This window comes from Dulcicalothrix desertica PCC 7102 (genome assembly GCF_003991905.1).
GTDB lineage: Bacteria > Cyanobacteriota > Cyanobacteriia > Cyanobacteriales > Nostocaceae > Dulcicalothrix > Dulcicalothrix desertica.
The window spans coordinates 419,358-443,196 of the sequence record NZ_RSCL01000005.1 but is presented as its reverse complement, the minus strand read 5'-3'; the positions used below and the strand labels follow the sequence as shown (position 1 = coordinate 443,196).

At 38.6% G+C, this 23,839-nt stretch carries 24 protein-coding genes and 1 pseudogene; 12 read left to right on the top strand and 13 right to left on the bottom strand.

Translation table 11 applies throughout. The features are described from left to right. Positions 1 to 24 precede the first annotated feature (24 nt). The 3 genes from DSM106972_RS13410 to DSM106972_RS13400 are packed head-to-tail and all read right to left on the bottom strand — an operon-like array spanning position 25 to position 1,731. Entirely contained in the window at positions 25 to 1,011 is a 987-nt protein-coding gene (locus tag DSM106972_RS13410; protein ID WP_127081176.1) for a helix-turn-helix transcriptional regulator, read from the bottom strand. Positions 1,012 to 1,048: 37 nt separating this feature from the next. Further along, positions 1,049 to 1,453 carry an iron chelate uptake ABC transporter family permease subunit gene (locus tag DSM106972_RS53390; RefSeq protein ID WP_233787181.1) on the bottom strand — a complete coding sequence of 135 codons (405 nt, stop codon included), beginning with the start codon at positions 1,451 to 1,453 and terminating at the stop codon, positions 1,049 to 1,051. Positions 1,454 to 1,509: 56 nt separating this feature from the next. Then, entirely contained in the window at positions 1,510 to 1,731 is a 222-nt protein-coding gene (locus DSM106972_RS13400) for a Plug domain-containing protein (protein ID WP_127081175.1), read from the bottom strand. 57 nt (positions 1,732 to 1,788) lie between these two features. Between DSM106972_RS13400 and nifH the strand changes: the two are divergent. Next, positions 1,789 to 1,917: pseudogene (gene nifH, locus DSM106972_RS13395) on the top strand (nitrogenase reductase); the annotation flags it as partial. A 139-nt stretch (positions 1,918 to 2,056) separates the two neighbouring features. Beyond that, the gene (nifD, locus tag DSM106972_RS13390; protein ID WP_127081174.1) at positions 2,057 to 3,436 is read left to right on the top strand and encodes a nitrogenase molybdenum-iron protein alpha chain; all 1,380 of its coding nucleotides are present in this window, start codon (positions 2,057 to 2,059) and stop codon (positions 3,434 to 3,436) included. A 238-nt stretch (positions 3,437 to 3,674) separates the two neighbouring features. On the opposite strand, the gene DSM106972_RS13385 is transcribed toward nifD, so the two are convergent. Next, entirely contained in the window at positions 3,675 to 5,252 is a 1,578-nt protein-coding gene (locus tag DSM106972_RS13385; RefSeq protein WP_127081173.1) for a sensor domain-containing diguanylate cyclase, read from the bottom strand. A 333-nt stretch (positions 5,253 to 5,585) separates the two neighbouring features. Here DSM106972_RS13385 and DSM106972_RS13380 point away from each other — a divergent pair, with 333 nt between their 5' ends. Continuing rightward, positions 5,586 to 6,341: a gamma-glutamyl-gamma-aminobutyrate hydrolase family protein gene (locus DSM106972_RS13380; RefSeq protein WP_127081172.1), complete on the top strand. Its 756-nt coding sequence runs from the start codon at positions 5,586 to 5,588 to the stop codon at positions 6,339 to 6,341. 178 nt (positions 6,342 to 6,519) lie between these two features. Here the strand turns inward: DSM106972_RS13380 and DSM106972_RS13375 are convergent, their stop codons facing one another. Together DSM106972_RS13375 and DSM106972_RS13370 are read right to left on the bottom strand one after the other, a co-directional pair. Then, positions 6,520 to 6,753: a Nif11-like leader peptide family natural product precursor gene (locus DSM106972_RS13375; protein WP_127081171.1), complete on the bottom strand. Its 234-nt coding sequence runs from the start codon at positions 6,751 to 6,753 to the stop codon at positions 6,520 to 6,522. Positions 6,754 to 7,381: 628 nt separating this feature from the next. Next, positions 7,382 to 7,627: a hypothetical protein gene (locus tag DSM106972_RS13370; RefSeq protein WP_127081170.1), complete on the bottom strand. Its 246-nt coding sequence runs from the start codon at positions 7,625 to 7,627 to the stop codon at positions 7,382 to 7,384. A gap of 750 nt (positions 7,628 to 8,377) precedes the next feature. Between DSM106972_RS13370 and DSM106972_RS13365 the strand changes: the two genes are divergently transcribed. The 3 genes from DSM106972_RS13365 to DSM106972_RS13355 all read left to right on the top strand — a co-directional run bounded on the left by DSM106972_RS13365 (position 8,378) and on the right by DSM106972_RS13355 (position 10,435). Then, the gene (locus DSM106972_RS13365) at positions 8,378 to 9,109 is read left to right on the top strand and encodes an SDR family NAD(P)-dependent oxidoreductase (RefSeq protein ID WP_201800721.1); all 732 of its coding nucleotides are present in this window, start codon (positions 8,378 to 8,380) and stop codon (positions 9,107 to 9,109) included. A gap of 9 nt (positions 9,110 to 9,118) precedes the next feature. Next, positions 9,119 to 9,871 carry a glucose 1-dehydrogenase gene (locus DSM106972_RS13360; protein ID WP_127081169.1) on the top strand — a complete coding sequence of 251 codons (753 nt, stop codon included), beginning with the start codon at positions 9,119 to 9,121 and terminating at the stop codon, positions 9,869 to 9,871. A 216-nt stretch (positions 9,872 to 10,087) separates the two neighbouring features. Then, a complete protein-coding gene (locus tag DSM106972_RS13355) occupies positions 10,088 to 10,435 on the top strand; it encodes a hypothetical protein (RefSeq protein ID WP_127081168.1) in 348 nt (115 codons plus the stop codon). Positions 10,436 to 10,522: 87 nt separating this feature from the next. Here the strand turns inward: DSM106972_RS13355 and DSM106972_RS13350 are convergent, their stop codons facing one another. Next, positions 10,523 to 11,071 carry a TetR/AcrR family transcriptional regulator gene (locus DSM106972_RS13350; protein ID WP_127081167.1) on the bottom strand — a complete coding sequence of 183 codons (549 nt, stop codon included), beginning with the start codon at positions 11,069 to 11,071 and terminating at the stop codon, positions 10,523 to 10,525. Between the two features lie 227 nt (positions 11,072 to 11,298). Between DSM106972_RS13350 and DSM106972_RS13345 the strand changes: the two genes are divergently transcribed. Both DSM106972_RS13345 and DSM106972_RS13340 read left to right on the top strand, forming a co-directional pair. Beyond that, entirely contained in the window at positions 11,299 to 11,673 is a 375-nt protein-coding gene (locus DSM106972_RS13345; protein WP_127081166.1) for a DsrE family protein, read from the top strand. 51 nt (positions 11,674 to 11,724) lie between these two features. Continuing rightward, entirely contained in the window at positions 11,725 to 12,648 is a 924-nt protein-coding gene (locus DSM106972_RS13340) for a pyridoxamine 5'-phosphate oxidase family protein (protein WP_127081165.1), read from the top strand. 142 nt (positions 12,649 to 12,790) lie between these two features. Here DSM106972_RS13340 and DSM106972_RS13335 read toward each other — a convergent pair whose 3' ends face one another. Both DSM106972_RS13335 and DSM106972_RS13330 read right to left on the bottom strand, forming a co-directional pair. Beyond that, entirely contained in the window at positions 12,791 to 13,840 is a 1,050-nt protein-coding gene (locus DSM106972_RS13335; RefSeq protein WP_127081164.1) for an S-adenosylmethionine:tRNA ribosyltransferase-isomerase, read from the bottom strand. Between the two features lie 30 nt (positions 13,841 to 13,870). Next, the gene (locus DSM106972_RS13330; RefSeq protein WP_127081163.1) at positions 13,871 to 14,617 is read right to left on the bottom strand and encodes an SDR family NAD(P)-dependent oxidoreductase; all 747 of its coding nucleotides are present in this window, start codon (positions 14,615 to 14,617) and stop codon (positions 13,871 to 13,873) included. Between the two features lie 684 nt (positions 14,618 to 15,301). Here DSM106972_RS13330 and DSM106972_RS13320 point away from each other — a divergent pair. Together DSM106972_RS13320 and DSM106972_RS13315 are read left to right on the top strand one after the other, a co-directional pair. Beyond that, on the top strand, positions 15,302 to 15,595 hold the full coding sequence (locus DSM106972_RS13320) for a hypothetical protein (RefSeq protein ID WP_127081162.1): 294 nt from the start codon (positions 15,302 to 15,304) through the stop codon (positions 15,593 to 15,595). 23 nt (positions 15,596 to 15,618) lie between these two features. Further along, a complete protein-coding gene (locus tag DSM106972_RS13315; RefSeq protein ID WP_127081161.1) occupies positions 15,619 to 16,404 on the top strand; it encodes an SAM hydrolase/SAM-dependent halogenase family protein in 786 nt (261 codons plus the stop codon). Positions 16,405 to 16,499: 95 nt separating this feature from the next. Here the strand turns inward: DSM106972_RS13315 and DSM106972_RS13310 are convergent, their stop codons facing one another. The 4 genes from DSM106972_RS13310 to DSM106972_RS13295 form a co-directional block, all read right to left on the bottom strand. Continuing rightward, a complete protein-coding gene (locus DSM106972_RS13310) occupies positions 16,500 to 17,780 on the bottom strand; it encodes a beta-propeller fold lactonase family protein (RefSeq protein WP_127081160.1) in 1,281 nt (426 codons plus the stop codon). 455 nt (positions 17,781 to 18,235) lie between these two features. After that, positions 18,236 to 19,402 carry an XdhC family protein gene (locus tag DSM106972_RS13305; RefSeq protein ID WP_127081159.1) on the bottom strand — a complete coding sequence of 389 codons (1,167 nt, stop codon included), beginning with the start codon at positions 19,400 to 19,402 and terminating at the stop codon, positions 18,236 to 18,238. A gap of 90 nt (positions 19,403 to 19,492) precedes the next feature. Beyond that, entirely contained in the window at positions 19,493 to 19,891 is a 399-nt protein-coding gene (locus DSM106972_RS13300) for a molybdopterin cofactor-binding domain-containing protein (protein WP_233787182.1), read from the bottom strand. Beyond that, positions 19,884 to 20,117: a hypothetical protein gene (locus tag DSM106972_RS13295; RefSeq protein WP_127081157.1), complete on the bottom strand. Its 234-nt coding sequence runs from the start codon at positions 20,115 to 20,117 to the stop codon at positions 19,884 to 19,886. The genes DSM106972_RS13300 and DSM106972_RS13295 overlap by 8 nt, the downstream gene beginning before the upstream one ends. Before the next feature lie 685 nt (positions 20,118 to 20,802). Between DSM106972_RS13295 and DSM106972_RS13290 the strand changes: the two genes are divergently transcribed. Both DSM106972_RS13290 and DSM106972_RS13285 read left to right on the top strand, forming a co-directional pair. Next, positions 20,803 to 22,029, top strand: a complete 1,227-nt coding sequence (locus DSM106972_RS13290) for a glycosyltransferase family 2 protein (RefSeq protein ID WP_127081156.1) — start codon at positions 20,803 to 20,805, stop codon at positions 22,027 to 22,029. Then, positions 22,029 to 23,834, top strand: a complete 1,806-nt coding sequence (locus DSM106972_RS13285) for an ABC transporter ATP-binding protein (RefSeq protein ID WP_127081155.1) — start codon at positions 22,029 to 22,031, stop codon at positions 23,832 to 23,834. The genes DSM106972_RS13290 and DSM106972_RS13285 overlap by 1 nt, the downstream gene beginning before the upstream one ends. The last annotated feature ends 5 nt before the right edge of the window (positions 23,835 to 23,839 follow it).

Here is a 23,839-nt window from a genome sequence, read left to right as displayed (position 1 = left end):
TCTCCAGACGGAATTTTTTGTTCTTTAAACGGAATGTTTTCTAGAATAAATACTAGGACTGACGCCAAACTTTTTGCAAAAAGCTGTTATAAAAGCGCTACGACTAGCATACCCAACACTTTGTACAACTTGATTTACCGTCAACTTCGCGTCCAGTAGTAACTCTTTCGCGCGTTCCATTCGATAATCATGTAAATAACCAAACACAGTTGTACCGAATATTTGCTTAAAACCTTTTTTAAGCGTACAATCATTGAGATTGACTTGCCGCGCTAACGCCAATAATGTTGGTGGGTTAGTGAAATTCTGAATAAGAATATCTCTTGCCTGATAAATACTATCGATTTGTTCTGGTTTCAGAGTGACAGTTGAATTTAATTTTGGAGATTGCAGTTCTTCCAAACGCAACGCCATTAATTCTAATACTTTACCTTCTAAATAAAGTTGTTTTGTTAAAGCTTGGTATGGACAATTTAAAATTTGATGTAAGATAGTTCTAATTTCAGGTGTCGTATTGCTAAGTTGGAAATAATTAATATCTTCATCTGCTTGTTCAATGATTTTTATAAAATTTGCAGGTAGCTTTTCTAAATGGGGAAATACTAAATTCTCAAATAACGAATATTCAATATGAATATCTAATTTTAATATCCTTTCTTGGGCTTGCCATTCCTTCCAATCAGCTTCACCAGTATCCAATTCAAGCAATACAAAATTTTGCCCTGGACTTATATCGCTATTAGTGCTACTACCTAAAAGACTAAAACCTAATTCTAAACAAGTACAAGCTTGAATCTGGTTAGTTTCAACAACTAGATTTTCTTGTAAATTATAGTCCTCCATTAAAATAGAAATTCCTGGACGCAAGTGATACCAACGTCTACAACCATGACTCATTCCCTTGGGGTCATGTAAATGAAATTCGTAAGTTTTTGCTTGAAATTGATTATTAGATGAGTTTCCAGATAATAAATGATAGCAATCTACTGATTCTTGTAAATAAAGCGTCATATAAATTATATTAAGAAAAATTTTATTAGTAAGCGATTTAATCTCCCCTAACCCCCTGCGAATTCGGGGGGGGGACAAGAGAGGGATCAAAAGATGTACATACACCATCCGTTACAGGAGTGATACCGTTGCTAGTTTTGCGACTTTGTACTAATAAATACACAAAGTACGGCGCCCCAATAACAGCAGTAGCCATCGCCGCCCCTACCATCATTGCAATAATTGAGCGTGGTAATCGCACAGTCTGGATAATCAAATGCTCTCTCGAACCGTCAAATACAGTGAATGAACTTAATATTTGATTAAAGGGAATATCAGCGGGGCTGAAGGAAACACTCTTAATTAGACAAGCGAACAAAACTAGCAAGCTTGCTACTAAAGCGATTACCAATGGCGTATGACGATGTAGTCCCGGATACGCTCCTCTTTCAAACTGGCTCATTTGTTATCCTGCCATCTCGTTAATTTCAATAGTTGAAATATTTTATCATTTAAGCATTAATAATCAATAGCTAATAAATGACTAAGGCGCCATTCGTTACAGTATATTACGTACAACATTGCAAGTCCGGCGCCAAATAACACCGAGGCGGGTCTTTCAAGAACTTCTACTTGTTCGATGGTCGCAGGCGGAGTTATGGTGTAAAAATCATCATCTGGAAGACCATTGCGGAAATTGGCAACGTCTGTCCTTGCTTGCTCAAATCTGCGCCCAAACATGTTGCTATATAAGGGTTATAGAAAGAAATTGGTCTATTTGATAAGATAATTTGATGGGATTACCTTGTATTTTCCACTCCTATGGAGATGGATGACCTAGAAGCGTTGTTGATTGAATACGGTATTTTGGATGATGACAGCAAGCACGCAGAAATTATCGGTAAGCCTGCTGAAGCTACCAAATAACTGACAATCTAAAAAAGGAGAAAAGGAAATAAGGAAGAAAAGGAAGATAAGTTCTCCCCCTTTCCCCTTCCCCTTTTCCCCCCTCTCCGAAAAACGCACTTATTTCCACATCTAAAATTACAAATAACCGAGGCTAAATATGACACCTCCTGACAAGAATCTGGTAGAAGAACAGCAGAAGTTGATTGAGGAAGTCCTCGAAGCTTACCCTGAGAAATCTAAGAAAAAACGCGCTAAACACCTCAACGTACACGAAGAAGGCAAGGCTGATTGCGGCGTTAAGTCTAACATTAAGTCGGTTCCTGGTGTAATGACCGCTCGTGGATGTGCTTACGCAGGTTCTAAAGGGGTGGTATGGGGACCAATCAAAGACATGATTCACATCAGTCATGGTCCTGTTGGTTGCGGTTACTGGTCATGGTCTGGTCGTCGTAACTACTATGTTGGTAAAACAGGTGTCGATGCTTTCGGTACCATGCACTTTACCTCCGACTTCCAAGAACGTGACATCGTATTTGGTGGTGACAAAAAACTCACCAAAATCATTCACGAAATCGAAGAACTCTTCCCCCTCAACAAAGGTATTTCGATTCAATCTGAATGTCCTATCGGTCTTATCGGGGATGACATCGAAGCTGTAGCTAAGAAAACCTCGAAAGAAATTGGCAAACCTGTAATTCCTTTGCGCTGTGAAGGTTTTCGTGGAGTTTCGCAATCTTTAGGACACCACATTGCTAACGACGCTATCCGTGACTGGGTATTCCCTCACTTTGACAAAGCTAAGAAAGAAAACACACTCGACTTTGAACCAGGTCCTTACGACGTTGCATTAATCGGAGATTATAACATCGGTGGTGACGCTTGGGCCAGCCGGATGTTACTCGAAGAAATGGGATTGCGTGTTGTGGCCCAGTGGTCTGGGGATGGGACCATAAACGAACTTATCCAAGGACCTGCTGCTAAGTTAGTTTTAATCCACTGCTACCGCTCGATGAACTACATCTGCCGTAGTTTAGAGGAATCATACGGATTGCCTTGGATGGAATTTAATTTCTTTGGTCCTACCAAAATTGCTGCATCGCTTCGTGAAATTGCTGCTAAGTTCGATGACAAAATTCAAGCTAATGCTGAAAAAGTTATCGCTAAGTATCAACCTGTCATGGACGCAGTTCTTAAGAAGTACCGTCCTCGTCTCGAAGGCAACACCGTAATGCTTTATGTTGGTGGTCTACGTCCTCGTCACGTTGTTCCTGCATTTGAAGATGTCGGTATCAAGGTAGTTGGTACAGGTTACGAGTTTGCACACAACGATGACTACAAACGTACTACTCACTACATCGACAATGCGACCATCATCTATGATGACGTAACTGCATACGAATTTGAAGAGTTTGTCAAGGCTAAGAAACCTGATTTGATTGCTTCTGGTATTAAAGAGAAGTACGTCTTCCAAAAGATGGGCTTACCTTTTAGACAAATGCACTCTTGGGATTACTCCGAGCTTGATTATAGGTCATAAAAGCCAACAGGCGCCAAGCTTTTTTAACGTTAAAGTTTTTCAAAGATATTTTTTAGCCTAAATTCAATTATATCCAGGCGCCAATAATTATTAACTTTGACAAGCTCATACTCCACAAAGCTTACTATATATAGCTTATAGAATTTATCTATTAGAGGCGCCGATAATAAAATAGTCAATTTAAATACATTTTTGAACTATATTTTTTAGATTAAATAGTAAAAACTCAACTTGCAAGCTACTTTAATTGATATACAAAAGACATGGAAGGCGCCGCAACCACTGTATTTCGTCCGCTCTTTTTCGCGTGATATAATGCATCATCAGCCCGTTTAAAACAATTGTATAAAGTTTCAGCAGTTTGAAACTGGGCAATTCCAAAACTGACTGTGATGTTTGCAACTTCTGGAAAACTGTGTTTCGCAATAACTAAACGTAGTCTTTCTGCCAATTCGTAAGCTTCTGCGATAGAAGTTGAGGGAGTAAGAATTACAAATTCTTCACCTCCCCAACGAGTCAAAACATCCGATGTACGAATATTCTCCTTTAACAAATGAGCTAAAGAAGCTAGTACACAATCACCAATTGGATGCCCATAGTTGTCATTGATGCTCTTGAAATGGTCGATGTCTAATATTAAAAGTGATAATAATTGATTGTGGCGTGAAAGCCGATTTATTTCAGCAGACACTATCTCCTCAAAATAAAGGCGATTCCAGGCGCCTGTCAATGTATCAGTTAATGCAAGGAGTTCTAGTTGTGTTAATGCTTTTTGTAACTCTTGGTTTGCAAGTTCTGCTACCATACGCGCTTTTTGACATTGTGTAAATACTTGATTTATAATTCTTAGACTTATTAATAAAACGATAGTCATACCAAGTATGACTCCTAAAATTATTGGTAACTGTTTTTGAATAACATCTTTAACTAAAGTTTTTCTGTGTGCAATGTTAACAATCATCCAAGGTGCATTGTTTAATTTTTGATATGTTATTAAATATCCATTGATAGTAATTTGACCCTTATTTCCTGTTTTTAGTAATTTGATTAACTTTGCTCGAATGCTAAAATCTGAAATAAAATACTCAGCAGACTTGAAATAGCGAGGTTGCAAGTTGGGATGACTCAATACTTTGCCTTCGCTTGTCAAAATCATAGCACTTTTACCGCCAAGCTTTTTAACAAAACGATTTAAGCTTAAGACAGGAAAATCTATGCCAATATTTCCAAGATGGTGATTTCCTTCATAAACAGGACTAATAGCTGTGACTATTAGCTTCTTTCCCAAAATATCTTGATAAGGATTAGTAAAATAAGCTTTACGACTAGGGTTATTTTTTATTCCAGATGTAATAAATTCTTGATGAATCGCTTTTTGAAACGTTTCTACATTTTCTTTACGAGTCATTGGTGGTATAGCTGGATAAATTACATCAAGCGTACCCGAAGACGAAGTGTAATGAATTCTTGCCTCTGTTGGCAACTGCTTATAAATTGTAGGCAAAAGGGGTGCAAGTGACAAACTCATGTTGGTCTGACGTTGATTTGCCAAATATTCGGCTTGAGAACGCACTACTATCACATTGTTTAAGGTAGTTTTAAGCAATGCATCAACATCAACTGCTTTCACATTTATGTCTTGTTGCTTTTCTTCTAATTCCTGCTCATATAACTGTGCAATTCCCAAACCCGCAAGTGAAATGAAAACCATAATCATAATGCCATATGAAGCTTTGATAATTGATTTCGGATAGCGAGAAGCGATTGTTCTGGCTTTTTTAAGATTCGTAATTTTTCTCAAAGTCACTTTTGTCATGATAAATCCCTTTTCTAATCTTGCATAAATAGGTATAATATTATACTAAAAATCGGTGAAGTTGTGTTTTTATATTTATTTTATAATTGTCTAAAGAAAATGCTTAATTGGAAAAATCTTTATTATTTTTAAATATTTAGCTTCTTTTAAGGAATATGATGAATTATTTTTATATTTAGACATCGGTAATAATAACTTTGCGTAACATGATAGTCGCCAGTATATTCACTGATGATGTGCAAAGATATATTAAGTGTGCGTCAACATAAGTTTGACATATTGTTGTCATTTTTGTTTGTCAAGCTAGATGTAGCTTGCTTAAGAGTTAACTCTATGAACAAATCGACACAACCTACTATCGGTATTACTACATTTAATCAAAATGAAGATGGTCAGTATCACGTAAAAAATACATTTGTACAAGCAATACGTCGTTGTGGTGGTTTGCCTATCTTATTACCCCCTGGTCAACCAGAAGAAAGTGCTGCAATTTTAGAAGTTGTGGATGGTTTAATTTTTTCTGGTGGTGGCGACTTAGACCCAGCAACTTATAATGGCGAGTATCATCCAGCTATTTCTTCTGTTGACAGCACTCGCGATGCTTTTGAATTAAAACTTTTTAATCAAGCTAGTAGCAGTGATATCCCTATGTTGGGCATTTGCCGAGGTCTTGCTGTCATGGCTGTTTCTTGTGGCGCCAGTCTTATCTCTCATATTCCATTGGAGTTTGGTAAATTGGTAGTGCATACAGGAGATTCAGAAGAGAGCGTTAAACACCAAGTTGCTATTAACCCTCAAAGTCATCTTGCCTCAATTATGGAAGCAACAACTGTGGAAGTTGTCTCAATGCATCACCAATCAATACGTACTTTACCTACTGGATGGCGCCTTGCCGCGCGCGCTATTGATGGTGTAGTTGAAGCTATAGAATGTGAATATCACCCTTGGGCTATTGGAGTGCAATGGCATCCGGAACTTGCAATTGATAACCCACAACAGTTGCGTATTTTTGAAGCTTTAGTTGAAACTGCGCGTGTTAGAAAAATTAGAAATCAAAACAGGCGCCTAAACCTGGTTCAGCACCCATAACTACTGCAACTTTTCGTTGACTCATTTTTTAACCTTCTACAGTTGCACTTTTTTGAAGAAAAGCTCATGTAATAGTTACCTTGGAGCCTCTTTTTAAGCTACGATGTACACACATTAGCTATGGGTAATTTAGTACCAAAGCAACTTTAAAAGATTTGTTTGTACACCGTAGGTCTTTTCAACGCGGTTCAATATGTCGTCGCGGAGAAATACCCGGATTGATGATTCCTGCTACTTCTTCTTCAGGCATCTTGTTAAGTTCTGCTTCCAATTCTTCGGCAGTAAAGTCATAGCCAACATCTTCAGCAATATCGATGCAGCTTTTTGCATCCATCGCGGTTTGAAGTTTTTGTCTTAAGCCTTCATCTTGTTTAGCAGCTGTTAAAAATTCAGCAACACTTGTCTGAGACATAATTAAAATCTCCTTTTTCAACTTTTATTTAGTGATATTAGGTAACATTTGGGTAGATTTCTTTTGATGCTTTGCTGCTTTTAGATAAGTAAATATGATTTTTACTTCCTCCTCAAGATAGACATCTTTAACTTCATTCAGACCTATCTACAATGCTGCTGTAATATTTTGTATCGTAGCAGTTTTGCTTTGTCGAAGTCCTTATATAAAGGTGTGCCTACGGTTTCTCGCATCACCGCATTTTCAAGTTTTTTAAAGTGCCAATAATTACCTAATACCTTGAATATTAATAGATTATAAGCTTTCTCCTAGCTCGATCTTCCCCACACAGGCATATTTATCACAGGTCCCGCCTGTGCTTTCGGTCAGGCGAGATGCCATGAGCCTACAGTTATTTTTAATACCGCCAAAAATAATGGCATGGAGTACTAGTGCTTTATGTCAAAAGTTTTGATGAGTTGGTTAGCAACAGATACAACGGATGTAACGGATGATTTATTTGTTGCAAACAAGATTTTATTTTGCAGCGCCTTCAAATAACGAATCAACTATCCGTTACATCCGTTACATCCGTTTCACATCCGTTGCACTCTCTACCAACCAAAATTAATTAAATGAAGTACTAGTTTTACTCAACAATTTTTTGCTGCCGAAGTTGTTTCATTAACTCGCTCATAAAATCGATGAAAGCACGAATTTTAGCTGAGAGATGTCGTTTCTGAGGATAAACTACTGAAATTGGAGTTATTGACGAACTTTCTTTTGATATGGGTTTAGAAGGGCTTTCGATTATTTCCTCAGTACAACCCAAAGATTCATAAGACAGCTTGGGAATATTCCCCACTCGCTGTAAAAAATAATTGAATGGAGACAACTAAACTTACAGCAGTTTGCAAGTTCCGGAGGTACAAATTTATAAGCTGAAATTCTTGTAGGATGGGCAGGAAAGCCCGTCCATTTGTACGCCGGATTTGAGCAACTTTGGCGCAATTATGCCCAAACAAAGGCTGGGGGGATGATTGGAACCCACATTCCGCACTTCCGGGGCGCCCTTTTAAGGGAGAATTGCAGAAAGCTTTTATCAAAGTGTCACAACAGATTATTAAGTTTTGAATGCCAAATTACTAGTTTAAAACAGGCACCTGCCTACCCTAGTTGACTATTTCATCAGTTCAGGCGCCTTTCAGGGTAAGCATTCTTGAGCGCAAACTAATCCTTTGCGTTATAGTCTCGGCGTTTTACAAACATTTGTCTTAAATAGATACAAAACGTATAGTTATTTAAAAAGTAAAAAGCTTTTCATGATTGTTATTCAAATTTTTGTGACATGTCTTTTTAAAAACTGCATAAACACATATAGTTCACACCTATATTTTAATAACCAAGTTTAGAACTGTAAGTAAATATTTAATTAGGATGAAATCATGGTATACAAAGCTTTTTTGGAACAAGCGTCGCTCTCGAAGACGCAATCGCGGTTCAGAGCGCACAAAGCTTGCTTAGTCTGAAACAAATTACAATTAAGCATGACAAGCATGTTAAGTATATAAAGGTAGAATGCCTATAAAGTATTTTCATTCTTCTAAAGTTCAAGAAAAATTGATACTGCGTTCAAGGAAACCGTATGGAAGAAATGCTTAGAGGAAAAGTTGCTGTTGTAACAGGAGGAGCTACGGGAATTGGTTACGCAATAGCAAGACGTTTTGCAAGTGCTGGGGCAAAAGTCATTTTGGCAAGCAGACAACAGCAACGCTTGGCTTATTCAGCTCAAAGCATCGGAGACGCAGCTGTTGCAATTCCGACCGATGTGTCTGATTTTGAACAGGTACAGCGGCTTTTTGAGGGACTCTCTCAAGTGGATATTCTTGTGACTTGTGCTGGTGCAGCAATTTTTGGTGCAGTTGATACGGTACCAATGGAACAAGCAAAATCTCTTTTTGAAGGACGGTTCTTTGGTCAACTAGCAGCAGCGCACTATGCAGTACCTAAAATGCCACCGGGGAGTGTTATTATCTTCTGCTCTGGAATTGCAGCCAGAGTCGGGCTGCCCTACTATAGTGCAGGTTCTGCCCTTTGTGGTGCTGTTAACTCAATGGCACGTGCCCTTGCAGTTGAGCTAGCTCCTAGAGGCATCCGTGTAAATGCTATCTCACCGGGATACATCGAAGACACAAACATCCAATCTAATTTGTCAAAGGAAGAGTTGGAAAATTTTGTTTCCTCAATCAAAGCCACAGTTCCGCTTCAGCGCTCAGGTAAAAGTAATGAGGTGGCAGATGCAGCATTTTTCCTTGCTACATGCGGTTATGTGACAGGGCAAATAATTGAGGTTGATGGCGGGTGGACAGCATCTTAGAGGTATTTTATGACAGAGAAACTAGCAGGTAAGGTTGCACTCATTACTGGAGGCAATAGCGGTATTGGACTTGCCACAGCCCAACGGTTTGTTGAGTCAGGCGCCTACGTTTTCATCACTGGTCGTCGTCAAGATAGTCTTGATGCTGCCGTAGAGAAGATTGGTAAGAACGTCACCGCTATTAGGGGGGATGTCTCAAACCTGACAGACCTAGATCGGGTGGTTGCTATAGTCGAGCAAGAGCAAGGGCGCCTTGATGTGCTTTTTGCTAATGCTGGCAGTGTAGAATTTGCACCGCTCGGATCGATTACCGAAAAACACTTTGACAAGATTTTCAATACTAACGTTAAAGGTTTACTTTTCACCGTGCAGAAAGCGTTGCCTCTATTAACAGAGGGTGCTTCCATAATCCTGAATGCCTCGATTTCTTCCATCAAGGGCGCCCAAGCTTTGAGCGTGTACAGTGCCACCAAAGCCGCCGTGCGCTCATTTGCACGCAACTGGACACTCGACCTCAAAGAACGCAAAATTAGGGTTAACGCCATCAGCCCTGGCATAGTGCCTACTCCTGGCTACAATCTCATGGGACTGAGCGAGGAGCAGGTACAGAAATTCGTGGAAAGCCAAACTAGCAAAATTCCACTCGAACGAGTAGGCACGCCCGATGAGATCGCCAAAGCCGTTGTCTTTCTCGCCTCAGACGACAGTAGCTTTGTGAACGGTATCGAACTGTTTATTGATGGTGGCATGGCGCAGATTTGAAGCGTCTCAACAGTATAAAGTTGATTTTGCTATTATCAGCACTGGGTAGTATTGACATTTTAGCTAATAAAGCCCTCTGCATATCGTAAGATGCATAGGATTTGGAAGAAAGTTACAATCGCCCTATACCAAAGTTATGACTTCTGCTAGAGGAATGATTACCTTTTTACAACTAATCTTAAGAAGTATTTAAGAATGAACTAACGGAGTCAAGTCATGGCGAATTTAATTTCAAGCACAATCTCTCACATCAACCACGTGCTTAAACAATTTCAAGTAAAGCGTTTTCTAGCTGTTGCTCTAATTGGGTTTGTACTACTGACAACAAACGTCGCTCCTCAAAATAGTAGCAAAGCCATAACCAATAAGATTAACGAAATAGTACATCAAGATGATTCCGAAAGACCTAAAACAACCGGAGAGTGGAATAAAGAAGCTCGCGAAACCGAAGACGCTCCTGGTGAAAGAATTCAAAGAATAGGCAAACAATCCGCAGAAGCTGTAAAAGATTTCGGCTCAGTATACCCTGACACTGCTGAAAGAAGTGCTAATGCCGAACAGTAATAGTTAACATCCGATTCAATCTCTAAATCTGCACTGAGTGAAATCGGTGCAGATTTTTGTAATTTGGAACGCGCGCTAACGTTTTATCTAAATAATTTGTAAAAGCCGATTTGGAAGTTCCTGTAACACCCTTTCAAACGGAAGAGTGCTATTAAGTCCCCGCGTTAAAACTAAGGCGCCTTGAATTTGCATCACAGCATCTTCTGCTCTTTGACGTGCCTGTGTTTCTGACAATCCTGCTTCTTGTAGTACCTGCGCTAAACTATCAATCCAAGCATTTAATGCCTGACTTACCTGCTTGTGAAATAAATCATCTGACTCACCAAGACTAAACACCGCTAATAAACACGCATCTTGCCCACAATTGTAAAACTGTTTGAGGCTAGAGTTCATCGCCTGAATACGTTCTAGTGGTTCACCCCCAACGCGCAGAGGATTGAGAACTGTTTCATTAAACCACTGGTTTACATACTCTAATACCGCCTCTGCCATCCCTTGTTTTCCATTAGGAAAGTGATGGTAAAGACTTGCACGACCTAACCCCGTTGCTTTTGAGATGCGGGATAAAGTTGCACCTTCGTAACCGTACTGGCGAAACACGTTTACTAACCTTCGCGATGCTTCAATTTTATCCATTGATTTTTTTCCTCTAACCTATTGACATTGTACCAAACGTTCGGTAAATTAAATTGTATCGAATGTTCGGTACAAAGCAGCAATTAAAGGACGGGCGGGACGCCCATCCCACAAGATAGGTAATTCATTCATTCAAGATGGGTGATTTATTTATTGGAATATTTTTGTTGTGCCTTTCTATTGTACCGAATGTTCTGTTTAGTTGATTGAAACAAGGAGAATTTGAAGTGAAGGTTGCGATTGTGATTCTTTCAGACCCAAAAGCAGGTACAGAAGAAGCGCTTGGACGCTTGTTTAATGCATTTGCTTCTGCCTACGATTTTAAGCAAAATGGCGACGATGTTACCCTGTTATTCCAAGGTGCGGGTACTCGTTGGATTGGAGAGGTAAGTAAACTTGAGCATCCAGCGCATGATTTATTTGAGGCAATAAAAGACAACGTTGCAGGTGTATCCTGTGGTTGTGCGGATGTTTTCGGCGCCACCGAAGATGTTGTGAAATCGGGTTTTGACCTGATTAAAGATAATGCTGTACCAGGTACAACGGGGTTGCCGAGTCTGCGAAATTTGATTGCAGAGGGTTATCAGGTTCTTACGTTTTAGCAATCCAAAATCTATTCATGTCCGCAGGAAAATCCAACGGAGGCAATATCAATGTTAATTGCTAATCCTTTCCATGATGGTGAACGACTGGTGCAACAGCGCTTTGGTGAGTCAGAAACTGCCGAGCGCAATGGACGTATAATTGCTGACACAATTATGGAAGGCGCCTTGAAGTTTATTCAACAACAACCAATGGTGGTGTTAGGCAGTGTGGATGAGCAGCAAAATGTTTGGGCTTCAGTAATGTTTGGTTCTCCAAGCTTTATGACCGCAGTAAATCAACGTAGTGTTGAGTTTGATTTAACCATTGCTGCCCCTAATTGGCAAGACCTTTTTTGGGCAAATATTGACCGTAATTCTCAAATTGGGATGTTGGTAATTGAACTTGCAACTCGGCGCCGTCTTCGCATTAATGGTAAAGCGACTTGCCCATCAAAAGAAAGATTATATGTGGATGTCGCTGAATCATATCCAAATTGCCCAAAGTATATAACGCGGCGCCACATGACTCGCAACCAAGGAACTGTTAATAGCTTAGAAGAACCACGAACTGGACGAACGTTAGAACCTATTCAACGAGCATTTATTGCTACTGCTGACATGTTTTTTGTTGCCAGCGCGCATCCAAGTCGTGGTGTTGATGCATCGCACCGAGGTGGTAATCCTGGTTTTATTCGAGTTTTAGATGATAGCACTCTTAGAATTCCTGATTATACAGGCAATGGTATGTTTAACACTTTGGGCAATTTTGTTGAAAACCCTCGTGCAGGTTTAGTTTTTTTGGATTTTGAGCGCGGTCGAAGTTTGCAATTAATCGGGCGCCCAGAAATTTTATGGGAGTTAGACGACTCAACGCATGAAACGGGTGGTACTCAACGTTACTGGAATTTAAAAGTCGAAAAGTGGATAGAAACAAGTTTACCACAGTTGTTTGAGTGGGAATTGCTTGATTACTCACCCTACAACCCATCTTAGGGACTTCCAAATAAAAAAATATCCACTCATTTCTTGTGGCATTCGCATCCTTGCCCGTCCTACAGTTGGAACGGGCAAGGATGCCCATTCCACAATACAGCTCCGGTAGAGACGTTACATGTAACGTCTCTACACCTATGTTCTAAATAATCAAATTCAAATCACCAAACTCATGCCACAGGTAACGTTCTTTCACTGCTTGTTCATAAGCTGACCGAATTACTTGTTTCGGCAAAAAGCCAGTAAGTAAATCAAGATGGCTTGCTTCCGGTTCATGTAGTCCAGTTAATAAACCATCTACTGCTTTTAGCTTATGTTCGCTAGTTACATGAAGTCGCGTATAACCGTGTCCTGCATGTACCTTACTACTCAAATCAACTACTGATTCTAAAGCACGTACTACAGTAGTTCCTACAGCAATAATTCGTCCTCCAACAGCGCGCGTTTGGTTAATCTTGTTTGCTGTACTCTCACTAATCAAATACTCTTCTTCAGAAGCAGGATGTTTTGCGTCAAGCTCATCATCCATGTAAGAAGATAATCCAGTATGCAATGTAATATAAGCTGTTTGGATGAGTTGACGTTTGAGGCTAAACATTAATTCCCATGTGAACGCGCGTCCAGCAGAAGGCATTTCTGCCGAACCAGGTTCAGTAGCGTAAACAGTTTGATAATAATCTAAATCCCAAGGCGCCGACACATACTCATACCTGATTGGTTGTCCCAATTTATAAATTTTGTCAATTAACTGTGTTCCTCCTACAGAAAACCGCAGTTTCCAAAGTCGTGGAATATTATTGTCGCGCTCCAAGACAACTGCGCTTAATTCTGGACTAAATTTAATTTGCATTCCACTTTGTAAGGGGCAAGCAAAGTTTTCACCCGGTTGACAAAGCAAGAGTGCAAGCCAGTTATCATCTGGTAAATGTTGCGCTAAACGAACTTGTACTAATTGTCCGTGTGTTACTTCATACCCATCAATAGCAGCAGGTAACGTGCGGCTGGAATTAAACACCAACAAATCGTTAGGACGTAAAAAGGCGCCCAAATGATTAAATTTTGAATGTTCAACTTCGTAATTGTCTCTGTTAATAACCATTAGTCGCACATGGTCACGAGCAATACCTCGCCGTTCTGGTGGTAATGAAGCAGCTAGTTCATTTGGAAGTGTAAAAGAAAAAGGCGCTTTCATAATTAATTCTCAAACAACAAAGGTTTTTGATTAGGCAGCTTGTGATAATTCTTCTTCAACTTGTGCATGAAAGCGCTGCCCGTTTACATCCTTAGATTCATCCGATGCTAGATATACAAAAATTTCTGTCACATCTTCAGGATTAGCCCATTGTGTTGGGTCTTCCAAAGGTTCTGCTGCACGATGCATTGCAGTATTCATATTGCCTGGGTCTACCCAATTAACACGAACATTACTTTCTTCTAGCTCTGCTGCCCAGGTTTGTGAAAGTCCTTCTAACCCAAATTTAGAAATACCATATGCGCCCCAACCAGGATACCCAGTAATACCTGCATCACTTGTGACATTTATAATCGAGCCACCGTTTTCAATCATGGCTGGTAACACTTTCTTAATTAACAAAAACGGTGCAATCAGGTTTGTATTCAACACGTTGCGGAAATCTTCCAATGGATAATCAAGCAAAAATGGCATCGGGGATGGGCCAATAGTAGAAGCATTGTTCACTAATATATCTATACGTCCGCCAAATTCATTTAACGTAGTAGCCACAACCCGCTCAATATCTTGCGCTTGGCTCACATCAGCGGCAATTGCTAGTACACGAATCGGCGCCACTTCTTGAATTCTGACGCGCGCAACGTCCAGTAATGCTTTGTTACGTGCGACAATCGCAATTCCTGCTGCTCCAGCACGCGCGAATGCAATCGCTAGCTCAAAACCTAATCCCTGTGAAGCACCCGTAATTAATACGTATTTTCCTTGTAATCTGTTCATTTGTACTCGGTTCAAAATGAATAGCTGATCTTCTTAATCATAGTCGTAATGAATATGAGTTTCAACTATTTTTGAGATTATTTTTTGTTTATGTACCTTAAAATCTCTTAAAAAGGTTGCTGTGTAAAGGGATTGCTAGATATATGCACACATACTATTATTTACAAATCATAATATATTGCATTAAGTTTTTTTAGTCTTTAAATGGTTTATGCAAGTTTGACACATTGTTGTCATTTTTGTTCGCTATAGCTGAAAGGAGCTTGCTAATACCAATTTAATGTGAAGCTGCAAATAATTAAATCCCCCCCAGCCCCCCTTAATAAGGGGGGAGTAAGAGTAATAAAGCGCATCTTCATATAAAAATGGTATAAGACTAAATTTTATCGATTCTGGAAGCAACTAGTGTAGAAGTTGTCTCAATGCACCACCAATCAATACGTACTTTACCTACTGGATGGTGCCTTGCCGCGCGCGCACTTAAAATTAGAAATCAAAACAAACGCGCTTCTGAATATTTGCTTCGAGGTGTAAAATAGTTGTAGTCTCAGGAATTACTACAATAAAAATTATATTCTTTCTTTAGTTTGGCTGATATATACCTACGGCATGAAGTTTAACTATTGCAAATAAAAAATAATGTAAATGTATTCTAGAAAATTGTGATACAAGTAAACTTAGATTATGCAAAATACAGAAAGTACATTGTTTGATAAATTCTTCCGTGATAGCAATGGTAATATTGTTATAGCTCAACCACCTAATTTACCTATAATTATTTGGGGTGTTGTTAGTTTACTGAAATTAATTGTTACAAGCGGCCAAATAAACGTAGGTTTAGATGTAGTAGCTTTTGGCATCATATTTACCTGGGCATGGTTGGAATTATTTCAAGGAGTTAATTATTTTCGCAGAACGTTAGGTCTTATCGTGTTGGTTGGAGTTACTGCTTCAAGAATTTACGCACTAGCATATTAAAAGCACAGTAAAACAGAATATCTATGTTAATCTCTCTTATTGCTGACTATGGTACTGGCGACCCAGCTTTTACTGAGGTAACACAACGCTTATTGATGACGTTACCTCAAGCCCAAGTTCATCTGCTCTCAGTGCCAGCATTCAGTACACTCGCTACGGGTTTCTGGGTTGCTCAATTAGGCTTAAATCCAGGCCCTAAAGAACGATTGATCTATCATAATTGTGCCCCCCGTAAGGATGACCCTCAAGCTCGACGAGATAATGAAGGTGAGGGTTTGACTTATGCATTATTACCAAATGACACGAAGGTGGTAGGTGTATTTGCTGGGTATACATTGTCATTTATCAAGCACCACGCTAAAGAATTGAGAAGAGTCAACGTTTCACGCTCTGGTTCTCAATTTCGCTCGCGCGATGTGTTTCCAAGCGCTGCAACAGAATTAGCTTCTGGTGACTTTAGTTTATTAGGGGAAGAATTGAGTATAGAAGAAATTCCTGACCCTCCAAACGACCGTATTGCTTGGATTGATGGTTACGGAAATATTAAAACTACTATCCCAGACTATTCAGTTAACTTAGAGCCGCAAACTAAATGTGTTATTCGCATTGGTGGTGTAGTGAGTGACGCTATTTATTCAGATGGTAGCTTCCAAGTTCCCGAAGGCACTTTGGCTTTTGCTCCTGGTAGCGCTGGTTGGGTAAGTGCTGATGGTAAAGAACGAGTTCGTTGGATGGAACTATTTCTCCGAGGAGGCAGCGCTTGGGAACGATTTGGTAAACCACGAGTAAATGAAGTAGTTTATAAATAATTACAACTTATACAAAAATCCGTTCAGTAATTTTCAAAAATTGTCTACGTAGAGATGCGTAAACCGAAGGTTTTGATTTCAGCTTAAACTACGTCTTACCATACCACAACAGCATGTGTTCCTTTACCAACATCAATAATCTGGTTAGTTCGTTCGAGTCCAAACTTAGGTGAACGTGCTACACGCCAAATTTCTATTGCGCCGGTTTTTTTCGGTTTAAAGTAGTCAGATACCGCTATAGCCAAATGGTCTCCAGCTGCATCAAACTCAATTCCTTTGGACAATATTCCCTGCGCGCTCTGTTCAGCAACTTTGCTCAAGTGACCTGTTTGAGAGTCAAGCTTAAATAAGGATATAGAAAAATTTTGACTAAAACCCTTGGTATTTTCAGGATACGAACTAACAAGCTTATTCACTGTAGCTACCAAATCACTATCAGCACTTATAGCCATACCTTTTGGGGAATCTGCTACTGCCGTAGACACAATTTGGTGTTTGGCATTAGATGAAATATTTTTCTCCTTAGCAAGCTGTATAACAGATAGTGTTCCCTTCGGTTGTTTTTGAGTGCTTAACACCTGAGCATTATTGGTGATGAAAAAGCGACCATTTGGTGTGAATTTACCTGAAAATGGTTTGCTTCCAACTTCCACTGGTTTGCCCCATGCAACCAGCTTGATATCTGCATGATTCCGTTGCACTTTGTAGAAAACTACTTGGTTGCGAGCTTGCATAACTGCGGCAATATAACGACCGTTCGGATGCCATTCTATATGTGTAATTTCCGAGCCTGCTTTACAGTCTGCTTGAATACCAATTGTCCATGATTTTGGTACGCCAAATTGATTATTTTGTACGGGAACGAAAGTAATTTTTTGACCGATTTGGGTCGGAATTGCTAGTAAATCACCATTCGGATTTACACTGACTGATTTGGGATTTTGACCTAATTGGATTGTATCAGTAACTTTGGGAAGACCTAAGTCAGATAAGTCTATTGCTGTCAGCTTATTTACTGACGGTATCTGCTTCACATTTAAGGCGCCTTTTGCCTGCCCAAGTGTCTCAACAATAAATACAGTTTTTCCATCTGGGGAGGTAGCAAGAGGGGAAGTAGAAGTTTTCGCTGTGTTAGAAACATTAATTTGCGCCGCAGGCTTTTTTAAACCATCTAAAGGTAGGGGAATTATAGATAGTTTATCTGTGGCACGTTCTGAAGTTCTTGGGAGCTTTCCATTAATGTCGGTGCTGGTATAATCACCATCAGAAAGCGCAGCTATATAGCGTCCTGCAAAGTCGATGCTGCCAAATTTGTATTCCTCGTTAGAGGAGCGCGTTTGCCCAGAGGTAGTAAGCCCTACGACTGATAGCGCCATACTTCCAATCAGAGGAGTTAGAAAATTGGTGCAGAGTTTTCTGGATTTGTGTGTCATATAAAGTTAAGTTTAATATACATTAGACCTCTACAAAAGTTAAGTTATTTCAACGCTATTCTTGAGTATTAACACGTAATGGGGCAAAGCAAATTCAACGTTCGCGGCAAAAAATTGAATGTGCAAAGCTATAATCAGCCTTCGATGCAATCATGCTAGGTAAATACCAATATGGTAGTAAGTACTGAGCGTAATCATCATAACTATACATTAAAAATCGTCAAAAATTGAGAAATTAGTTGATTTTTTATCCAATTCTCAAATTTAGTTTACCTCAATTATTAAATTTTAATGTCAAGGATATTACATCATCTATCTTTAGTTAGACAAAGCTAGTTTATATACTTCAGTAAATATCTATCGTAGGTCAGATTGAAAATTTATAATTTTATTAATGATTATGACAGCAGTACCAAGTTTTGCGCTGCTATTGATGCTTCAATAGGCAAGGAATGAATTGGCGAAGTACGGTTTTTCAAAAAACCAGCATTGCGGTTAGAGAGTACTGCTTGAACTTCAGCAATAATTGCCATTGCTATTTGTTCTGGAGTTTCTGCCCCAATATCAATACCAATTGGAGCGTGTAGTTTTTCTAACATATCATTTGTATAGATTGCTTCTACTGAGCGTAAGTCAGTCAATAACCGTTCAATACGTTGCCTTGAACCCAAAACTCCTATATAGCGATTAGAAGATAAAAGCAACATCTTAACTATTTCAATGTCGTCAAGATAATTATGCGTCATGACAACAGTAGCTGTACGTTCAGTTATACATACTTGATGGATAGTTTCTCGACGTGCGAGAATTATTTCGTCAGCCATTGGGAAGCGTTCATAAGTCGCATTACTTGCACGGCAGTCAACAATTGTAACATGCCAGCCAAGTGTTTTTGCATATTCTGCTACGGGTACAGCGTCACGACCTGCACCAAAAATTACTAAGTGAGTAGGAGGTTGAATAACTTCGATGAAAACTTCTACAGAACCCTCACCTAACTGATATTTGTTAACTTTACATTTTTGATTGATAAGAGAAGTTTGAGCGTCAGTAATTAAAGATTTAGTTAGATTTATATCTTGAATATCAGTGTTAGTACTACCATTGTCATAAACAAACAAACGGGCGCCAGTTTTAATATTTACCTCACCTTCAATATGAAAAACAGTAGCGATAATACCAAAATGGTTATTATTTAAGCACTCTTTGATAAAGGATAATCCATTTATTGTATTATTTGTATCTAAAGATTCAATGAGAACTTGCACTACACCATTACAACCTAAACCAAAACCCCAAATAATATCTTCTGGCGCCGTGTTATCGTAGGTAACAACAATAGCTTTTGAATTTGACATTGATTGTCGAGTATGCTCAAACACATCATTTTCTAAACAACCACCGCTAATTGTTCCTACCATTTTACCTGTAGAAGTGATCAACATTTTGGCGCCTGCTCTACGGTAGGTTGAACCTTGAGTTTTAACGACAGTCGCTAAAAAAGCAGTTTCGCCACTTTTTTGACTTTCATCAAATGCTTCTAAAATTGCTTGTAACTCGTTCATATTATAGTTACCTTATTTGTAATCTAATTCTAATACCCGTTAAAATAGGTGTCTGGCCTGTCCGTGTGAATTTAGGACAGGCTTTCCATCCTATCCTACGAGTGTATCGGGTGTAATTGGTAACGAGCGAATCCGTTTACCTGTGGCGTGGTAAATAGCATTAGCAATCGCTGCGGCAACTCCTGTAATACCAATTTCACCTACACCCCGCGCGCCTAAAAGGCTAATGTGAGGGTCAGGTATATCAGTAAATAACACCTCTATATTGCCCATATCGGCATGTACTGGCACATGGTAATCTGCTAAATTACGTACTACAAGGCGCCCTGTTTGCTCATCAACAACAGTTTCTTCCATTAATGCCATACCCATACCCATAATGACACCACCCATAATTTGACTACGCGCGGTTTTATGGTTGAGAATTCTTCCTGCATCAATGGCACTTACTACACGACTTACCTGTACTCGACCTAAACGCTTATGCACGCGCAGTCGCCATATTTCGCAACTGTGCGCTGGCGCACAGCGCATCAAGTAAAGTTACACGCGGGTCTAGTTGCAATTTCTGTTCTACATTGTTGATACGTAATGTTACGGAAATAATATTGGCAACAGGAATAGAAGAGGTAAAGCTAGAGTTAGGTAAAGGTATTTGTTCTAATATTGAGACACGCGCTTCTTGGGAAGGACTACCGATATTTATGTTTTCCATACTCTTAGTCGCTTGATATTTTTTATACAAATATGTCAAAATAATCTTTTTTAAACGGCAATCCTCCCATTACAACAATGAACGCTCTTTAATTGGGTATTTTTTAAAAGATTATTGACATGATAAGCAGAATATAAGCCAAAGGGTTTATAAGTCTTCTAACTATAGAGTTAAGTCTTTTTATCTAGCCCTAAAGATATAATTTACAAATTATCATCAAATATCAGTCTATAGCTAGATGGTAATACTTGTTATTTTATTTATGTAACTCGTGATAATAATAATCGTTAACACTTATATTGCATTACATCCTTTCTAATACATAAAAAAAAGCCTGATATTAGACAAAATAAGAATCAACTTAGCCGCAAAGTTAATTTAATATACATAGTGTTGGTAAATATGGCGATTAAAAACGACATCAAAGGCTGCGGTGTATACCGCTGCCCTAAGTGATGTCTTGGATATAGGCGCCGAACGTTATTGCCGATAACATCAGCAATAACGTGCTTTACCAAATATTAATAGTACCTAAATTTATTTTTGAATAACTTTATGTATAAGAAAAAAAGTATAGCAAAAGACAAGTATTTATACTTAAAAGATCAGTATAACTTCGATTAATAGCTATATGGTAGTTATTAAAAGTATCTTTAGCGTAGTTTTATAAGCAGTAGGATATAAAATGCATTCAGATTTTTCTCTAGTATCGGTAATAATTCCTGCTTACAACGCAGAGGTGTTTATTGGTCGAACTTTAGAATCAGTTATCTCTCAAACCTACAAGAATCTTGAAATTATAGTAGTTGATGATGGCTCACAAGATAGAACTGCGTCCATTGTAGAGTCATTTATGGAAATAGATAGTCGTATTGTTTTATTCAAACAAGCTAATGCAGGAGTAGCAGCAGCACGTAATTTAGCGATAGCCAAATCTAGTGGTGAATTTATTGCTCCAATTGATGCTGATGATATTTGGTATCCAGAAAAAATAGAAAAGCAAGTGCAATGCTTGTTGGCGAGTCATCCAAACGTTGGCTTAGTTTATAATTGGTCAGTGTTACTTGATGAAAAAGATGTAATTTTAGGTCAATACGAACCTCAGCATTATTTCAAATTTTTAACTGCGGAAGGTAATGCTTATCCAGCATTGCTGTATATGAATATTGTTGGTAATGCGAGCGTACCTTTGATTCGCAGAAGTTGTTTTGAAAAAGTTGGAGGTTACAATTGTGAGTTAAAACAGCAGAATGCTCAAGGTTGTGAAGATTGGGATATTTACTTACGTATAGCTGATTTTTACGAGTATAGAGTTGTACCAGAATTTCTAGTTGGTTATCGTCAAGTTAAAGGCAGTATGTCAAGAGCAACTAAATCAATGGCTAAGTCTTTTGAGTTAGTCATAACAGATGCTCGGCAACGTCGTCTAGAATTCCCCCAGGATACATATCAGCAAATATATAACTGGTCTGCTAGTTCCTTTTTCGTTTACCTGTTAGTAAATTGTTTTGAGTGTGGTGACTACTGGAGTACTTTAGTCTGGTTGTATAAAGCAATACAAAAAGATTACGTTATTCTATTGCGTCGTAGTACATATCAAATTATTGCTGTTTGCGCTCTTAATATTCTTGGCTTACCAATAATATCTTCAATTGTAAATCTTCGTCTTCGGCGCCGTCATCAAAACAAAATATCTGAACCAATATCAGCACCAATAACGATTAATGAAATTAATCAAAGAATGCAAAAGCCGCAAAAAGTGGTAACATGGAAGCCATATGAAAAGTTAACATGGCAAAGGTGGCTAACAATTTTGCAACATTGTAACAGTACATCATTATTATTAAACTCATCTGAGCGCCAAATAGCTTATTTATCATCTGGTTCATTGCTTAAAAAAGGGGTGAATTAATGAAAAATAAAAATGTTATTACCAGTCTGTTACCACTCCTCAAGCTATATCCTTGGGCAATACCCACAATTATAATTCTTGGAATTATTTCCTCATTTTCTGAAGGGTTAGGAATAAGCTTATTTATCCCTTTACTGCAAAGTGTTTCTGAGCCAAGTTCCCAGTTATCAAATCAATTAGGACATTCAAATTATTTAGTAGATACTTTAAATACGTTGTTTGTAAATTACTCTTCGCAAACGCGGTTACTAATTATCGCTTTGTGTATTCTTGCCAGTATCATAATTAAAAATGGTCTGTCCTATATTAATAGCATTTTATTTTCTTGGTTTAATGCTCGCATCGGTCATCGACTACGGTCAAAAATTTTTGAACAGCTTTTAAATGTCAGCTACAGTTTTTTAGAAACGAACGAATCAGGCAAGTTAATGAATACGCTGGCAAGCGAAACTTGGCGTACTAGTCAAGCTTTATCTACGTTAGTCGGTTTAATTATTACTACTTGTACAATTACTGTTTATGTATTTTTATTAATACTCATTTCCTGGCGATTGACTTTATTAGTTACTGTTTGCATGGCGTTGATATCGTTTGTAATTCAATTATTAACGCGGCAAATAAAAACTTTAGGAGAACAAGCGGTAGAAGCTAATTCTAATTTAGCTATTCGGATGTGGGAAGGGTTTTCGGGAATGAAGACAATTCGCGCGTTTGGAAGAGAAAGATATGAGCAAAGGCAATTTGATGAGACATCAAATAAAGTGCGTACTACTTTTTTCAAGCTTGATATTCTCTCCGGTATTGTTAGTCCATTATCAGAAGTTTTATCTGCCGTTTTATTATTGTGTATTCTTGTAGTGGCGTTACTGCAAGACAAAACTGCTTTACCAACGCTATTAACTTTTATCTTCATTTTATATCGTCTTCAACCACAGGTAAAACAATTAGACGGCGCCCGTGTTGGTTTAATGGCTTTGACAAGTGCAGTAGACGAAGTAATCTCACTTTTAGATTGTTCTGATAAACCTTACATTCGTTCTGGGTCGATTCGTTTTCCGAGTTTAACACAAGGAATTTGTTTAAAATCGGTAGACTTTTATTATAATCCTGACGAAAAGCCTGCCCTTGAGGATATGTCGCTTTCTATACCAGCGTGTAAAACTACTGCGATAGTTGGCCCTTCCGGCGCCGGTAAATCAACTTTAATAGGTTTGATTTGTCGTTTTTATGATGCGACATCAGGAGAAATCTATGTTGATGATTACCCGATACAAGAATTAAAGCTTGATGACTGGCGCCATCAAATCGCCATCGTTAGTCAAGATGTACATATGTTTAGTACAACCGTGTTAGAAAATATTGCTTATGGTAGATTAGACGCAACAGAAAAAGAAATAATAGCAGCGGCAAAATTAGCGAATGCTCATAATTTTATTACTCAACTACCTCAAGGTTATGACACAAAAGTTGGAGACCGTGGTATTCGGCTTTCAGGAGGACAAAAACAACGTATTGCCTTAGCAAGAGCAATTGTCCGTGACCCACAAATTTTAATTTTAGATGAAGCAACCAATGCCCTTGATAGTATTTCTGAACATTTAATTCAAGAAGCTTTAAATACCTTAAGTCAAAATCGTACAGTAATTGTCATTGCTCACCGTTTATCAACGATTGAACAAGCTGACCAAATTATTGTACTCAATGAAGGACGTGTGACTGAACAAGGTAACTTAAAACAACTACTTAAATTAAACGGACTGTTTGCTCGTCTTTATAATTTACAACACCGTAATGTACATAATTAATTTAT

Bases quoted from the DNA above. Each gene is read 5' to 3' on its own strand.
- DSM106972_RS13410 (WP_127081176.1), bottom strand. From the start codon at position 1,011: ATGACGCTTTATTTACAAGAATCAGTAGATTGCTATCATTTATTATCT.
- DSM106972_RS53390 (WP_233787181.1), bottom strand. From the start codon at position 1,453: ATGAGCCAGTTTGAAAGAGGAGCGTATCCGGGACTACATCGTCATACG.
- DSM106972_RS13400 (WP_127081175.1), bottom strand. From the start codon at position 1,731: ATGTTTGGGCGCAGATTTGAGCAAGCAAGGACAGACGTTGCCAATTTC.
- nifD (WP_127081174.1), top strand. From the start codon at position 2,057: ATGACACCTCCTGACAAGAATCTGGTAGAAGAACAGCAGAAGTTGATT.
- DSM106972_RS13385 (WP_127081173.1), bottom strand. From the start codon at position 5,252: ATGACAAAAGTGACTTTGAGAAAAATTACGAATCTTAAAAAAGCCAGA.
- DSM106972_RS13380 (WP_127081172.1), top strand. From the start codon at position 5,586: ATGAACAAATCGACACAACCTACTATCGGTATTACTACATTTAATCAA.
- DSM106972_RS13375 (WP_127081171.1), bottom strand. From the start codon at position 6,753: ATGTCTCAGACAAGTGTTGCTGAATTTTTAACAGCTGCTAAACAAGAT.
- DSM106972_RS13365 (WP_201800721.1), top strand. From the start codon at position 8,378: ATGGAAGAAATGCTTAGAGGAAAAGTTGCTGTTGTAACAGGAGGAGCT.
- DSM106972_RS13360 (WP_127081169.1), top strand. From the start codon at position 9,119: ATGACAGAGAAACTAGCAGGTAAGGTTGCACTCATTACTGGAGGCAAT.
- DSM106972_RS13355 (WP_127081168.1), top strand. From the start codon at position 10,088: ATGGCGAATTTAATTTCAAGCACAATCTCTCACATCAACCACGTGCTT.
- DSM106972_RS13350 (WP_127081167.1), bottom strand. From the start codon at position 11,071: ATGGATAAAATTGAAGCATCGCGAAGGTTAGTAAACGTGTTTCGCCAG.
- DSM106972_RS13340 (WP_127081165.1), top strand. From the start codon at position 11,725: ATGTTAATTGCTAATCCTTTCCATGATGGTGAACGACTGGTGCAACAG.
- DSM106972_RS13335 (WP_127081164.1), bottom strand. From the start codon at position 13,840: ATGAAAGCGCCTTTTTCTTTTACACTTCCAAATGAACTAGCTGCTTCA.
- DSM106972_RS13330 (WP_127081163.1), bottom strand. From the start codon at position 14,617: ATGAACAGATTACAAGGAAAATACGTATTAATTACGGGTGCTTCACAG.
- DSM106972_RS13320 (WP_127081162.1), top strand. From the start codon at position 15,302: ATGCAAAATACAGAAAGTACATTGTTTGATAAATTCTTCCGTGATAGC.
- DSM106972_RS13315 (WP_127081161.1), top strand. From the start codon at position 15,619: ATGTTAATCTCTCTTATTGCTGACTATGGTACTGGCGACCCAGCTTTT.
- DSM106972_RS13310 (WP_127081160.1), bottom strand. From the start codon at position 17,780: ATGGCGCTATCAGTCGTAGGGCTTACTACCTCTGGGCAAACGCGCTCC.
- DSM106972_RS13305 (WP_127081159.1), bottom strand. From the start codon at position 19,402: ATGAACGAGTTACAAGCAATTTTAGAAGCATTTGATGAAAGTCAAAAA.
- DSM106972_RS13295 (WP_127081157.1), bottom strand. From the start codon at position 20,117: ATGGAAAACATAAATATCGGTAGTCCTTCCCAAGAAGCGCGTGTCTCA.
- DSM106972_RS13290 (WP_127081156.1), top strand. From the start codon at position 20,803: ATGCATTCAGATTTTTCTCTAGTATCGGTAATAATTCCTGCTTACAAC.
- DSM106972_RS13285 (WP_127081155.1), top strand. From the start codon at position 22,029: ATGAAAAATAAAAATGTTATTACCAGTCTGTTACCACTCCTCAAGCTA.